The 14856-nt window shown below is 28.4% G+C and carries 14 protein-coding genes; 13 read left to right on the forward strand and 1 reads right to left on the reverse strand.

Annotated features, from left to right (window positions below):
• Positions 1–6 precede the first annotated feature (6 nt).
• The 6 genes from J2S18_RS12635 (at position 7) to J2S18_RS12660 (ending at position 6271) form a co-directional block, all read left to right on the forward strand.
• The gene (locus J2S18_RS12635; protein ID WP_307487344.1) at positions 7–804 is read left to right on the forward strand and encodes a sialate O-acetylesterase; all 798 of its coding nucleotides are present in this window, start codon (positions 7–9) and stop codon (positions 802–804) included.
• Between the two features lie 12 nt (positions 805–816).
• Complete coding sequence (locus tag J2S18_RS12640) at positions 817–1704, forward strand: ROK family protein (RefSeq protein WP_307487345.1); 888 nt, start codon at positions 817–819, stop codon at positions 1702–1704.
• 70 nt (positions 1705–1774) lie between these two features.
• Positions 1775–2626 (forward strand): MurR/RpiR family transcriptional regulator, encoded by an 852-nt coding sequence (locus J2S18_RS12645; protein ID WP_307487346.1) that lies wholly within the window; start codon positions 1775–1777, stop codon positions 2624–2626.
• Positions 2627–2908: 282 nt separating this feature from the next.
• The gene (locus tag J2S18_RS12650) at positions 2909–3535 is read left to right on the forward strand and encodes a zinc dependent phospholipase C family protein (protein ID WP_307487347.1); all 627 of its coding nucleotides are present in this window, start codon (positions 2909–2911) and stop codon (positions 3533–3535) included.
• A 153-nt stretch (positions 3536–3688) separates the two neighbouring features.
• Entirely contained in the window at positions 3689–4048 is a 360-nt protein-coding gene (locus J2S18_RS12655; protein ID WP_307487348.1) for an ArsR/SmtB family transcription factor, read from the forward strand.
• Positions 4049–4063: 15 nt separating this feature from the next.
• Positions 4064–6271, forward strand: coding sequence for a heavy metal translocating P-type ATPase (locus J2S18_RS12660; RefSeq protein WP_307487349.1), 2208 nt, complete (start codon positions 4064–4066; stop codon positions 6269–6271).
• 157 nt (positions 6272–6428) lie between these two features.
• On the opposite strand, the gene J2S18_RS12665 is transcribed toward J2S18_RS12660, so the two are convergent.
• Positions 6429–7265, reverse strand: a complete 837-nt coding sequence (locus J2S18_RS12665) for a phosphatase PAP2 family protein (protein ID WP_307487350.1) — start codon at positions 7263–7265, stop codon at positions 6429–6431.
• 384 nt (positions 7266–7649) lie between these two features.
• Here J2S18_RS12665 and J2S18_RS12670 point away from each other — a divergent pair, with 384 nt between their 5' ends.
• The 7 genes from J2S18_RS12670 (at position 7650) to J2S18_RS12700 (ending at position 14661) form a co-directional block, all read left to right on the forward strand.
• Complete coding sequence (locus J2S18_RS12670) at positions 7650–8291, forward strand: redox-sensing transcriptional repressor Rex (protein WP_307487351.1); 642 nt, start codon at positions 7650–7652, stop codon at positions 8289–8291.
• A 248-nt stretch (positions 8292–8539) separates the two neighbouring features.
• Complete coding sequence (locus J2S18_RS12675; protein ID WP_307487352.1) at positions 8540–9322, forward strand: short-chain-enoyl-CoA hydratase; 783 nt, start codon at positions 8540–8542, stop codon at positions 9320–9322.
• Positions 9323–9383: 61 nt separating this feature from the next.
• Positions 9384–10523 (forward strand): acyl-CoA dehydrogenase, encoded by a 1140-nt coding sequence (locus tag J2S18_RS12680; protein ID WP_307487353.1) that lies wholly within the window; start codon positions 9384–9386, stop codon positions 10521–10523.
• A 16-nt stretch (positions 10524–10539) separates the two neighbouring features.
• The gene (locus J2S18_RS12685; protein ID WP_307487354.1) at positions 10540–11319 is read left to right on the forward strand and encodes an electron transfer flavoprotein subunit beta/FixA family protein; all 780 of its coding nucleotides are present in this window, start codon (positions 10540–10542) and stop codon (positions 11317–11319) included.
• Between the two features lie 20 nt (positions 11320–11339).
• Complete coding sequence (locus J2S18_RS12690) at positions 11340–12347, forward strand: electron transfer flavoprotein subunit alpha/FixB family protein (protein WP_307487355.1); 1008 nt, start codon at positions 11340–11342, stop codon at positions 12345–12347.
• A 34-nt stretch (positions 12348–12381) separates the two neighbouring features.
• A complete protein-coding gene (locus J2S18_RS12695) occupies positions 12382–13230 on the forward strand; it encodes a 3-hydroxybutyryl-CoA dehydrogenase (RefSeq protein WP_307487356.1) in 849 nt (282 codons plus the stop codon).
• Between the two features lie 237 nt (positions 13231–13467).
• On the forward strand, positions 13468–14661 hold the full coding sequence (locus tag J2S18_RS12700; RefSeq protein ID WP_370873852.1) for a phospholipase C: 1194 nt from the start codon (positions 13468–13470) through the stop codon (positions 14659–14661).
• Positions 14662–14856 lie beyond the last annotated feature (195 nt).

The raw sequence follows: 14856 nt of genomic DNA on the forward strand, positions 1-14856 counted from the left end.
TTTTTTATGAATAAACCTGAAATTGATGTATTTTTATTAATAGGTCAAAGTAATGCTTTAGGAATGGGAGATGTAAATTTTGCACCTATCCCTAATGGAAAATGTTTTGAATATGTTGAACTTGATGAAATAATTCCAATGAGAAAATTTTTAGATGTATCAAGAGGTAATGGAACTGTAGCTCCAAGTTTTTCTTTAAAATGGAATGAACTAACAGGAAGAGCTATTTGTTTTATACATAGTGCAGTAGATGGATCTATGATAAAAAATTGGGGACATGATAGATATAATTATTTACTAAACACTTTAGATAAATATAAAAGGGGTATAGAAACTATAAGTAGAATATATTCAATAAATAAACAGTGTGCAATATGGATTCAAGGAGAAAGTGATGGAAAGTATGGAACGGATCCTCTTTATTATAGAGAAAGACTCAAATTATTAGTAAATGATTTGAGAAATATAGGAATTGAAGATGTATTTTTAAGTCTTACTGCTTATTGGGATGGTGTTTGTGATAAGAGAATGCATAATATTGTAGCCACTCAAATTATTACAGCAGAAGAATGTGAAAACTTATTTGTTGGATCTAATCTTGCATTAACTTTTAGAGAAAGAGGACTTTTAATTGATGAAGTTCATTATTCACAAAAGGCTTTAAATGAATTAGGAGAAAATCTAGCTAATAATATATATAATTATTATAGTAATGGTGAAATTCCTAAGTTAAAAGATATAATTAACTTAGAAGGTAATAAAATGTATATAAGAGAATTAATTAAATTATACAATAATATATAGAGGTGATTTAATATGAGATTATTTGCAGGTATAGATATTGGTGGAACTAATATTAAATATGGAGTTATAGAGGAAGAGGGGAATATAATTAAGTCTTCTGAAAGATCAACTGAGGCTCATAAGGGTGGAATGAGCATAATAGATAAGGTTAAAGAAATAATTAGAGAAATGAATAAGGAATATAAAATAGAAGGAATATGTGTATCTACAGCTGGTATGGTTTGTCCAAAGGAAGGAAAAATAGTATATGCAGGACCTACTATCCCAAATTATACAGGAGTTGAAATAAAAAAGATTTTAGAAAAAGAATTTAATATAAAATGTGAAGTAGAAAATGATGTCAACTGTGCTGCCTTAGGTGAATTATGGCTTGGAGCTGGAAAAGGAAAAGAATCAATGGCATGTATGACAATTGGAACAGGAATAGGAGGAGCTATAATAGCTGATGGTAAAATAATACCTGGCTTTAGTAATTCAGCAGGGGAGATTGGTTATATGCTAGTTAATGGAGAGCAAATACAAAACATTGCATCAACTACTGCTTTAGTAAGAAGTGTAGCAAATAGAAAAGGTATAGATGAAAATGATATAAATGGTAAAGAAATATTTAAAGGTTATGAAGAGGGAGATTCTATATGTATAGATGAAATTGAAAAATTAGCAGATACTTTAGCCCTTGGAATAACAAATATAGTTTATTTATTTAATCCTGAAGTTGTTGTATTAGGTGGAGGAATTATGGCTAGAGAAGATATTCTAAGACCTTTAATTGATAAATCATTAAAGAAATATTTAATAGAATCAGTTTATAATAATACTAATATAGCTTTTGCAGAACTTAAAAATACAGCTGGAATGATGGGTGCTGTGTATAATTTTAAAAATAGGGAGTTAATGTAATTATACATTAATAATGCTATACTAATTACAAAGATAAATGAAAATATAAGAAATTTAGAAGAGGTGTATCATGGGAATATTAGAACAACTTAAGGAACCTGATTTTAAAGCTACAAAATCAGATAAAGCTTTAATTAAATATATAGAAGCAAATTTAGATGAGGTTATATATAAGTCAATTTCAGAAATTGCAAGAGAATCTAATATAGGAGAGGCAACTATAACAAGATTTACAAAAAAAGCTGGATTTAATGGGTTTCAAGATTTTAAGGTTACCTTGGCAAAGGAATTATCTATTGAGAAAAAAACAAGTGTTATAAGCTCTCATGTGCACAAAGATGAAGGGGTAATGGAAACTGCTAATAAATTATTAAAAGCTACAATTGATGTCTTAGATGGAACCGTATGCAAAATAGATAAAAACATAATAAATCAATGTAGAGAATTAATACTTACAGCTAAAAAAGTTTATTTTATAGGAATAGGATATTCAGGAGTTGTAGCTATTGATAGTAATTATAAATTTATGAGAATAGGTTTAAATACTGTATCTATAACAGATAGCCACACTATGGTTATTATGTCATCTATAATGAATAGAGGAGATGTAGTTGTTGCAATATCTCACTCAGGAACAACAAAAGAAATATTAAAAACAGTAGAACTTGCAAAAGAAAATAAAGTTAAAGTTATATCATTAACAGAAGATACTAATAATCCTTTAAGAAATTTAGCTGATGCTGAGTTAACCTATGTATCTTCAGAAACAATTTTAGAAACAGGTTCATTATCATCTAAAATACAACAAATATTTTTAATGGATTTAGTATATACAGAGGTTATTAAAGACATGTTTAATGAAGCAGTAGATAGAAAGTTAAGAACTACAAATGCCATTGAATATTATAATGAAGGAATTTAATTAATACAAAAATTAATATATTAAAAAGTATATAAATAAGATATCTAAAAAAATTTAGATATCTTATTTTAATTTTTTGTAATAAAAGTTAAAATAAGTGATAAAATAATATGTATGAAAAATATTAGATAATAATATGTTAAAAAAGATGCTAATAAATATGTTTTTGAAAAAAGTTCTGAAATATTTTACAAGTTGTCCAATAAAACTGGTATGTATTTTACAGCAGTTTTGTAGTAAGATGAATTCAAGGTTTAAAATTAATAAGGAAGTGATGTTTAAATGATGATGAACACTCACATGATGATTGCAGATTATATACTAAATAATTTTAGAGATGATAGATTACATTTAATAAATAGAAAAAGATTTATTTGGGGGAACATAAAACCTGATTGTGCCTCAAGATATAAATTTAAAAAACATTATTACGATGAAAGTATAGATATGATAGTTGGTATGATAGAAAAATTATCTTCACTATCAATAACTGAAATAAATAATGAAAGCAGCATAGGAAAGTTTAGTGGAGCCTTAGGGGTTGTATGCCACTTCTTAACAGACTATTATTGTCTACCTCATTTTCAAAGATGGGAGTTTAAAAGTGCAATGAAACCTCATATTATGTATGAGAGAGAACTTTCAAAGGTTGCCAAAAATTATAATATTGATGTAATTAAAAATAATAGGGTAAAAATAAACAATGTGAGATATTTTATAGACGAGACATTAAAATTATATGCAACAGAGGAAAGTTATATAAATGATTTAAATTTTGCATATTATGTTTGTAGTAATGTATTTAATATGATTATTGAGTCTGTAGTTGAGAATGAGAGAAAACTTAATGAAGAAAAAATATCTTCAATTAATATTAATGAAGAAGATGAAAAAAGAATTGCAATGTAGTTAATTCTATAAAAAAGAATATAAAAAGTAATTTATTAAGAGTATAAAATAAAAATATTTTATACTCTTTTTTGTTGTAAAATATTGACCTTTTAAATACATAAGGATATAATGAACATATGAGCAATCATTCATATGTTTGGAGGAGTTTTTATGGAAAAAGATTCAATAGATAAATGCAGTGGGAATATAATACATCAAGATAGAATTGATTATGCAAAGGAGAGATTACCAAAGGAAGAAACTTTATATGATTTAGCAGAATTATTTAAAGTTTTTGGTGATACCACAAGAATAAAAATAATATGTGCTTTATATGAAAGCGAAATGTGTGTATGTGATATAGCATCACTTTTAAATATGACTCAATCAGCAGTATCACATCAGCTAAGAACTTTAAAAGCAGCAAGATTAGTTAAATTTAGAAGAGAAGGAAAGTCAGTTTATTATTCTTTAGATGATGAACACATTATGAGAATATTTAATGAAGGACTAAATCACGTAAATGAATAAAAGGAGGTACTTTTCATGGAAAATAAGAAAATAAAACTTTCGTTAAATGGATTAGATTGTGCAAATTGTGCAGCTAAAATTGAAAAAAGTGTTAGTGAGTTCCAAGAAGTAAAGGAAGCAACCTTAAATTTTTCTTTTAAACTACTTATAATTAAATATGATGGTAACGTTGATGAAAAATATATTATTGATAAAGTTACTAAAGTAGTTAAAGATTTAGAGCCAGATGTTACTGTAGAAAAATATGTATTAAGATCTTCTAATAATTATAGAAAGGTTGAAGATTCACATTTAGGACATTGTAATGATGGATGTTGTACAAGCCATCAGGAAGATCATCATGGTCATGATCATAATAAAGGTAATAAAATAATAAAAGAAGAAAAACCAAACTTTTTAAAAGATAACTTAAGATTAATAATAGGAATAGTTTTATTTATAATAGGTATGATATTTAATGAAAATCCAGTTATATTAATAGCCGCCTATTTATTTGCAGGATTTGATGTTCTTTTAAGTTCAGTTAGAAATATATTAAAGGGAAAAGTATTTGATGAAAACTTTTTAATGAGTATAGCTACAATTGGAGCAATTGCAATTAAACAATATCCAGAAGGGGTAGCAGTTATGCTATTTTATGAAATAGGGGAAATGTTCCAAAGCTATGCAGTAAATAGATCAAGAAATTCAATATCAGAACTTATGGATATTAAAGCAGAGTATGCTAATTTAGATAAAGATAATAAAATAATTAAAGTTTCACCAGAGGAAGTTAAGGTAGATGACATAATTATAATAAAACCGGGAGAGAGAGTTCCTTTAGATGGAATAATAATAAGTGGAAATACTTCAGTAGATTCATCAGCCCTTACAGGAGAATCAATACCAGTAAGTAAAAATGAAGGTGATGAACTATTAGCTGGATGTATAAATAGTACAAACACAATAAAGGTTAGAGTAACAAAGGAATTTGAAGATTCCACAGTTGCAAGAATATTAGAACTTGTACAAAATTCAAGTAGTAAAAAAGCTTTAACAGAAAAGTTTATAACTAAATTTGCAAAATATTATACCCCTATAGTTGTATTTTCAGCATTAGCATTAGCTATAATTCCTCCTTTAGTAATTGAAAATGGAGTTTGGAGTGAATGGATATATAGAGCATTAATATTTTTAGTAGTTTCTTGTCCATGTGCATTAGTAGTTTCAGTACCATTAGGATTATTTGCAGGTATTGGTGGAGCTTCTAAAAGAGGTATATTAATTAAAGGTGGTAATTATTTAGAAACATTAAAAGATGTTGACACAGTTGTATTTGATAAAACAGGTACTCTAACTAAAGGAGTATTTAAAGTTTCTAAAATAAATAATGTAGGTATTTCAAAAAGTGATCTTTTAAAATATGCTGCAATATGTGAGAGTTATTCAAACCATCCTATAGCAAAGTCAATAATGCAAGAATATAAAAAATCTAATAATGTAGATGATTTAGTTATTGATAGCCAAAAAGAAATATCAGGAAAAGGTGTTGTAGCTAAAGCATATAATAAAGTTATATTAGCAGGAAATAAAAAGTTAATGGATGCAAACAATATTACTGTTCCAAGTGAAGATGAGATAGGAACAATAGTATATGTAGCAGTAGATAATGAATATAAAGGAAGCATAATAATATCAGATGAAATAAAAGAAGATTCAAAGGAAGCTATTAAGGAATTAAAAGATATTGGAGTTAAAAATATTGTTATGCTAACTGGAGATAGTAAAAAGGTAGCAGAGTCAGTTGGAAAAGAAATAGGTATAGATAATATATATTCAGAACTTTTACCAAATAATAAGGTAGAAAAGGTTGAAGAACTTCTAGAAGAAAAGAAAAGTGGAAAACTTGCCTTTGTTGGTGATGGAATAAATGATGCTCCAGTACTTGCAAGAGCAGATGTTGGAGTTGCAATGGGTGGAATAGGATCAGATGCAGCTATAGAGGCAGCTGATGTTGTTTTAATGAAGGATGAAATTAATGCTTTAGTAGATGCCATAAAGATATCAAGAAGAACTAATAAAATATTATGGCAAAATATAATATTTTCATTAGGAATAAAGTTATTAGTTTTAATTCTTGCAACATTAGGAGATGCAAATATGTGGGAAGCAGTATTTGCAGATGTTGGAGTTACTTTAATAGCAGTTTTAAATTCAATGAGAGCCCTTAGATATAAAAGATAGTTTATTATAATATTTAAATTATAAATTAATATCATTGAATTAAAAAAGTTAAAGCTTAGTATAGGGAAATCTATACTAAGCTTTAATAAATTTCTGGGATATAAAATAATTTATTAACAATATAAAGTTTTTAATAAATTAACCTTAGAAGTAAAAATTAGTATTTCTTACAAAGGTTAAGTTTTACAAATATAAATGGAGCTATTGATGTAATCCACATAGTTAATGAGAAGTATTTTAAAATAGTAAAAGAAGTTCCCTTTAAATATTTTGAAAATAATAGATAAATTATTAAAGCTCCAGCTGTTCCAATTGTACATTTTATTATTTGAGTTAATGTTTTTCCATTTGGGTTAAATTTTATGTATTTCTTCTCTAATTTTAAGGATATAACAAATCCAATAAAGGCTCCAAGTGCTTTGTTTAAATCATTACTTGGTAAAAATAATCCAAGAACTAAAAATATTATTAAGGAATAAATAATTAGTGATGATGATTTATCAAAGGATTTATCAAATATTTTATTTGAAATAAAAACAGAGATTATTCCAATAATTGTTCCAGCTACAACATCCTTTGGCCAATGAACACCTAAATAAAGCCTAGATACAGGAACCATAATAAGCATAAATATTCCAATAATCCATACATATTTATTTCTAAATTCGTTCATTATAAAAGCAAAGGAGGTTGCATTTCCTTGAGAGTGACCAGAAGGAAAGGAACTACCTGTTGCAGTTTTTACTTCATTACTTGTTATTCCACTTTGTCCAATTGGTCTTGGTGAATTAAACAATCCTTTTAATACATTATTTAATGAGAATGAAAATATAATTGCATATAAAAATTTATAACCTAATCTTTTGTTAATACACCAAAATAGTATTACAGAAAAGATTACTCCAATAGTTGGTCCACCTACATGGGTTATAATACTAAAAAAATAATCTAAAAATGGATTTGAAAAACTTTGTATAAATTTTATTACTTCCATTTGTTCAGTCCTTTCATTAATAAGTTTAAAAAATATTATATACTAAGTAGTTTATAGTATACAAGTAATTCCATTGACAAAGATTTTAAAGGTAAGTATAATGTACTACGGTAAATATTTCAGGCAGAACAAAAAAGGTAGCATACAGGAGAAATCCTGTTATAAAGTTTGGTTTAAACTTTATATCTTAAATAAAGTTTATATATAGGTAATAATCTTATATATAAACTTTATTTTTTTATATAAAGAATAGATTATCATATATATTTTATGATAATATAATAGTGATGAGAAAAGATGTTTTAATTTTAAAGCTTTTAAGTATGAATTTATTAAGAATATATGATAATATTATAAAAAAACACTTATTAAGGAGAATACAGTATGGAAAAAAAGAAAAATATTTCTATGGCTGTTATCAAAAGATTGCCTAAATACCACAGATATTTAAATGAGCTATTAAGAAATGATGTTGATAGAATCTCTTCTAAAGAATTAGGAGAAAAAATAGGCTTTACAGCTTCACAAATACGTCAAGACTTAAACTGCTTTGGTGATTTTGGGCAACAAGGATACGGTTATAATGTAAGAGAACTTGCAGCACAAATAAGTAATATACTCGGTTTAGAAAACGAGCATAATTCTATAATAATTGGTGCAGGTAATATAGGGCAAGCAATTGCAAATTACACTAGATTTGGATCAATGGGCTTTAATTTAAAAGCTATATTTGATGCTAATCCAAAACTTTTAGGAATGAAAATAAGAGATGTTGAAATTCAAGACATTGATAATTTAAAATCATTCGTAAAAAATAATAAAATAGATATTGGTGTAATTTGTGTGCCAAGAATAAATGCACAAAAAGTTTGTGATACTTTAGTCGAAGGTGGAGTTAAAGGAATTTGGAATTTTGCACCAGTAGATCTTGTGGTTCCAGATAACGTAACAGTAGAGAATGTACACCTTAGTGAGAGTTTACTTACTTTAGTATATTTACTTCATGATAAAGAAAACAACCAATAATAAATGGTTAAAAATAAAAAAAATAATCAATGTAATAGATTTATATTGCAAAAAATTTAACAAAGTATTATAATTATAATTGAAGTTGAGAGACTTCAATTATTTTTTGCTATCATTTGTTATAATATTAACAAAGATAGAAAATTGAATTTTATTTCAAAAACTTAAAGATGAATGTATTCTCAAAAATGAATGTTAACTTAATTAAAATATTATAAATAGGTAGTTGCCGAAGGAGGGCTTTATTAATGGAATTAAAAAATGTGCTTCTTGAAAAAGAAGGAAATTTAGCTATTGTAACAATTAATAGACCAAAGGCATTAAATGCTTTAAATTCAGAAACTTTAAAAGATATTGACACAGTAATAACAAACTTAGAAGAAGATAATAATATAACTTGTGTTATTTTAACTGGAGCTGGAGAGAAATCTTTTGTTGCAGGTGCAGATATTTCAGAAATGAAGGATTTAAATGAAGAACAAGGAAAAGAGTTTGGAATTTTAGGAAATAAAGTATTTAGAAGACTAGAAAAATTAGATAAACCAGTTATTGCAGCGATTTCAGGATTTGCATTAGGTGGTGGCTGTGAGCTTTCAATGGCATGTGACATTAGAATAGCTTCAGAAAAAGCTAAATTTGGTCAACCAGAAGCTGGACTTGGAATAACTCCAGGATTTGGTGGAACTCAAAGACTAGCAAGAATAGTTGGACTAGGAAAAGCAAAAGAACTTATTTATACATGTGATATTATTAGAGCTGATGAAGCTTTAAGAATAGGATTAGTAAACAAAGTAGTTCCTCTAGAAAACTTAATGGAAGAAGCAAAGGCTATGGCAAATAAAATAATGGCTAATGCTCCAATTGCAGTTAAGTTATGCAAAGATGCAATAGGAAGAGGAATGCAAGTTGATATAGATGAAGCAATAATGATAGAAGCAGAAGACTTTGGTAAATGCTTTAGCACAGAAGACCAAGTAGAAGGAATGACTGCTTTTATGGAGAGAAGAGCTAAAAACTTCCAAAATAAATAATTTAAAAAATAATTATAAATTCACTGATAATAAGGGTGTATTAATTAGGAGGGTAATTTAAATGAATTTCCAATTAACTAGAGAACAAGAATTAGTAAGACAAATGGTTAGAGAATTCGCTATAAACGAAGTAAAACCAATTGCAGCTGAAATTGACGAAACAGAAAGATTCCCAATGGAAAATGTACAAAAAATGGCTAAGCTTGGTATGATGGGAATACCTTTTAAGAAGGAATTTGGTGGGGCTAATGGAGATGTACTTTCATATATATTAGCTGTTGAAGAATTATCAAAGGTTTGTGCAACAACAGGAGTTATACTTTCAGCACATACATCACTTTGTGCTTCATTAATAAATGAATTTGGTAAACCAGCACAAAAGGAAAAATATTTAATTCCTCTTGCAAAGGGAGAAAAAATTGGAGCCTTCGGTTTAACTGAACCAGGAGCTGGTACAGATGCATCTGGACAACAAACAACTGCAGTTTTAGATGGAGATCATTATGTATTAAATGGTTCAAAAATATTCATAACAAATGGTGGAGTTGCTGATACTTTCATAATATTTGCTATGACAGATAAATCAAAGGGAACAAAAGGAATATCAGCTTTCATAGTTGAAAAAGATTTTGAAGGATTCTCAATTGGTAAACTTGAAGAGAAGATGGGTATTAGAGCATCATCAACTACTGAGTTAATTATGGAAAATTGTATAGTTCCAAAGGAAAACCTAATTGGACAAGAGGGTAGAGGATTTGGAATTGCAATGAAAACTTTAGATGGTGGTAGAATTGGTATAGCTACTCAAGCATTAGGAATTGCAGGTGGAGCATTAGAAGAAGCTGTTAATTATATGAAAGAAAGAAAACAATTTGGTAGACCTCTTTCAGCATTCCAAGGATTACAATGGATGATTGCTGAAATGGATACAAAAGTTGAAGCAGCAAGACACTTAGTATACAAAGCAGCATGTTTAAAACAAGCTGGACTTCCATATTCAGTTGATGCAGCAAGAGCTAAATTATTTGCAGCAGAAGTAGCAATGGAAGTTACAACTAAGGCAGTACAAATATTTGGTGGATATGGATACACTAAAGAATATCCAGTTGAAAGAATGATGAGAGATGCTAAGATAACAGAAATTTATGAAGGAACTTCAGAAGTTCAAAAAATGGTTATCGCAGGAAGCAAGTTAAGATAGGGGAGGCTTTTAAAAAATGAATATATTAGTTTGTTTAAAACAAGTTCCAGATACAACAGCAGTAAAGATAGATCCAAAAACAGGAACACTTATAAGAGATGGAGTTCCATCAATAATAAATCCAGAGGATAAGCATGCATTAGAAGCTGCCCTTCAAATAAAAGATAAATCAGGAGCAAAGGTTACTGTAATTAGTATGGGACCTCCTCAAGCCAAGGATGCTTTAAGAGAAGCTTTATGTATGGGAGCTGATGAAGCAGTACTTATAACTGATAGAGCATTTGCAGGAGCAGATACACTTGCAACTTCAAAGGCATTAGCAGGAGCAATCAATAAATTAGAATATGACATAATATTTGCAGGAAGACAAGCAATTGATGGAGATACAGCACAAGTTGGACCAGAAATAGCAGAACATTTAGGAATTCCTCAAGTAACTTATGTTCAAGATGTTAAGATAGAAGAAGATGGACTATTAGTAAATAGAGCATTAGAAGATGGATATGAATTAATAAAAGTTAAGGCACCATGTCTTTTAACAGCAATAGAAGAATTAAATCATCCAAGATATATGAATGTTGGATTAATATTTGATACAGTTGATAAAGAAGTAACTATATGGTCAGCAGATGATATAGATGTAGATAAAGCAGAATTAGGACTTAAAGGTTCACCTACAAAGGTTAAGAAGTCAATGACTAAGGAAGTTAAAGGGGCTGGAGAACTTATCAAAGAAGGTCCAAAGGACGCAGCTAAATATGTTATCGGAAAATTAAAAGAAAAACACTACATCTAAAATTGGGAGGTAATTTTAAAATGAATATAGCAGATTACAATGGCGTATGGGTATTTGCTGAACAAAGAGAAGGCGAATTACAAAAGGTATCATTAGAATTATTAGGCGAAGGTAGAAAAATTGCAGATAAATTAGGAGTTAAACTTACAGCGTTATTATTAGGTAATAACATAAAAGGTTTAGCAAATACATTAGGAGAAAATGGTGCTGATGAAGTTATAGTTGCAGATAACAAAGAATTAGAGCATTATACAACTGATGGATATACAAAAGTTATATGTGATTTAGCAACAGAAAGAAAGCCAGGAATATTATTTATAGGAGCTACTTTCATAGGAAGAGACTTAGGACCAAGAGTTGCAGCTAGATTATCAACAGGATTAACAGCTGACTGTACTCAATTAGATGTTGTAGCAGAAAATGGAGACCTTCTAGCTACAAGACCAGCATTTGGTGGAAACTTAATGGCAACAATAGCTTGTCCAGATCATAGACCACAAATGGCAACAGTAAGACCTGGAGTTTTCTCAAAGGTTGAAGAAAAAAATGACAACTTCAAGGTAGAAGAAGTTGAAGTTAAACTTTCAAGTGAAGACATAAGAACAAAAGTAGTTGAAATAGTAAAAGAAACTAGAGAAATTGAAGATATAAGTGAAGCAAACTTCATTATCTCTGGTGGTAGAGGAATGGGAAGTAAAGAAAATTTCCAAAAACTTTATGAATTAGCAGAAGTTTTAGAAGGATCAGTTGCAGGTTCAAGAGCAGCAGTTGATAAGGGATGGATAGAAAGAGATTATCAAGTTGGTCAAACAGGAAAGACAGTAAGACCTAACATATATATAGCATGTGGTATTTCAGGAGCAATCCAACACGTAGCTGGTATGCAAGATTCAGATATGATTATTGCTGTAAACAAAGATGATAGTGCTCCAATAATGAAGATGGCTGACTATGCAATAGTTGGTGACATAAACAAAGTATTACCAGAACTAATAGCACAATTTAGAGAAGTAAAAGAAGGTAAATAAAACTTTCAACTTAAAATTTAGGAGGGTGTTAATTATGAAAAAGATATTTGTTTTAGGCGCAGGAACTATGGGAGCTGGAATAGCTCAAACATTTGCACAAAAGGGATACGAAGTAATTGTTAGAGATATTAAAGATGAGTTTGTTGAAAGAGGATTAGCAGGAATTAATAAGAGTCTTTCAAGATTAGTTACTAAAGGAAAGATGACAGAAGAAGCTAAAGAAGAAATATTAGGAAGACTTTCAGGAACAACTGATATGGCTTTAGCTGCTGATTGTGATTTAGTAATAGAAGCTGCTGTAGAAAATATGAAAATCAAGAAAGAAATATTCGTTGAATTAGATGAAATTTGTAAGCCAGAAACAATCTTAGCTTCAAATACATCATCATTATCAATTACTGAAGTTGCATCAGCAACAAAGAGAGCAGATAAGGTTATCGGAATGCATTTCTTTAACCCAGCTCCAGTAATGAAATTAGTTGAAATCATTAGAGGAATAGCTACAAGCCAAGAAACTTTTGATGCTGTTAAAGCATTATCAGTAGAAATTGGAAAGGAACCTGTAGAAGTTGCAGAAGCTCCAGGATTTGTAGTAAACAGAATATTAATTCCAATGATAAATGAAGCAAGTTTTATACTTCAAGAAGGAATAGCTTCTCCAGAAGATATAGATACAGCTATGAAATATGGTGCTAACCACCCAATGGGACCTTTAGCATTAGGAGATTTAATAGGATTAGATGTTTGCTTAGCTATTATGGATGTTTTATACACTGAAACAGGAGATAGCAAGTACAGAGCATCAAATATATTAAGAAAATATGTAAGAGCTGGATGGCTTGGAAGAAAGACTGGAAGAGGATTCTTTGATTATAGCAAGTAATTAATATAATTAATTATAAAATATACTTATACACTCAAAAAAACTACACTGTTAAATTATTAAAAAAGCACTATTAAATTAGTGCTTTTTTATTATTTTAATATTATTTAATAAACTTAAATAACATTAAATAAATTTATTTAAATTTGTATTGAAATGGTAATTAAATTATACAATAATATAAAAGTAACTGCTTTTTTTAACATATAAATAATCAATATAAAGGATGGTGTAAAATTGAATAGGAAGATTTTTAAGGGGATAACATTATTTTTATCAGTAAGCTTTATATGGGGATTAGGTACTACTGAAGCTTATGCATGGGATGGAAAGGTTGATGGAACTGGAACACATGCTATGATAGTAACACAAGGTATTAAAATACTAGAAAATGATTTATCAAAGGATGAACCTCAAGAGATAAAGAAAAATTTAGAGATATTAAAAAATAATATCCATGATTTCAAGGTAGGTTCTACATATCCAGATTATGATCCAAACGAATATGACTTATATCAAGACCATTTCTGGGACCCTGATACAGGGAATAACTTTACAAAGGATAATAAGTGGTATTTAGCTTATGCAATACCTGACACAGGAGAATCACAGCTTAGAAAGTGTTCTGCATTAGCTAGATATGAATGGCAAAGAGGAAATTATAAAAAGGCAGCATTTTATTTAGGAGAGGCTATGCATTATTTTGGTGATATAGATACTCCATATCATCCATCAAATGTAACTGCAGTTGATAGTTTAGGTCACGTAAAGTTTGAAACATTTGCAGAAGAAAGAAAAGAGAAATATAAAATAAGTACAACAGGTTTTAAAACTAATGAAAGTTTCTATCAAAATATAATAAAAAATAAAGATTTTAATGAATGGTCTAAAAATTATCTTACAGGCTTTGCAAAAACAGCTAAATCTTTATATTACAGTCATGCTAATATGAGCTGTAGCTGGAAGGATTGGGATTATGCAGCTACAAAAACTTTAGCTAATAGTCAAATAGGAACAGCTGGATACATATATAGATTCCTTCATGATGTATCTTTTAATAAAGAACCATTAAATAAAAATTTAAATGAATTAGTAGTTATTATAAAAACAAAAAATGAAAAAGATGCAGGTACAGACGATTATATTTATTTTGGAATGAAAACAAAGAGTGGAAAAGTTCAAGAATGGCAGTTAGATAATCCAGGAGATGATTTTGCTAAAAATAGTGAAGATACATATACTTTAAGATTGAAAGAGAAAAATATTAATTATAATGACATTGAAAGTATGTGGCTTAGAAAGAAAAAGTTTACTAAAATTACAGATCAGTGGAAACCTGAATATATTAAAGTAATAGCTAATCAAAATGTAGAGATAGAAAAAAATATTAATAAATGGATAGCAGGAAACGAAACATATAATATTAAATAGAAATTATATTTTAAATTAATAATAAATGAAGAAAAGGGAAGTATCTATATTTATAGATGCTTTCTTTTTATTATTCTACAAATATTTTATTTATGTTATAATTAATAAAGATAATTAAAGGATAGTAATTAGTAAAGAATGATTTTTATACACAGAATTCACATAAAAAAATAAAATAATTAAATAATTGTGGAT

It is taken from the genome of Eubacterium multiforme (genome assembly GCF_030813415.1).
GTDB lineage: Bacteria > Bacillota > Clostridia > Clostridiales > Clostridiaceae > Clostridium > Clostridium multiforme.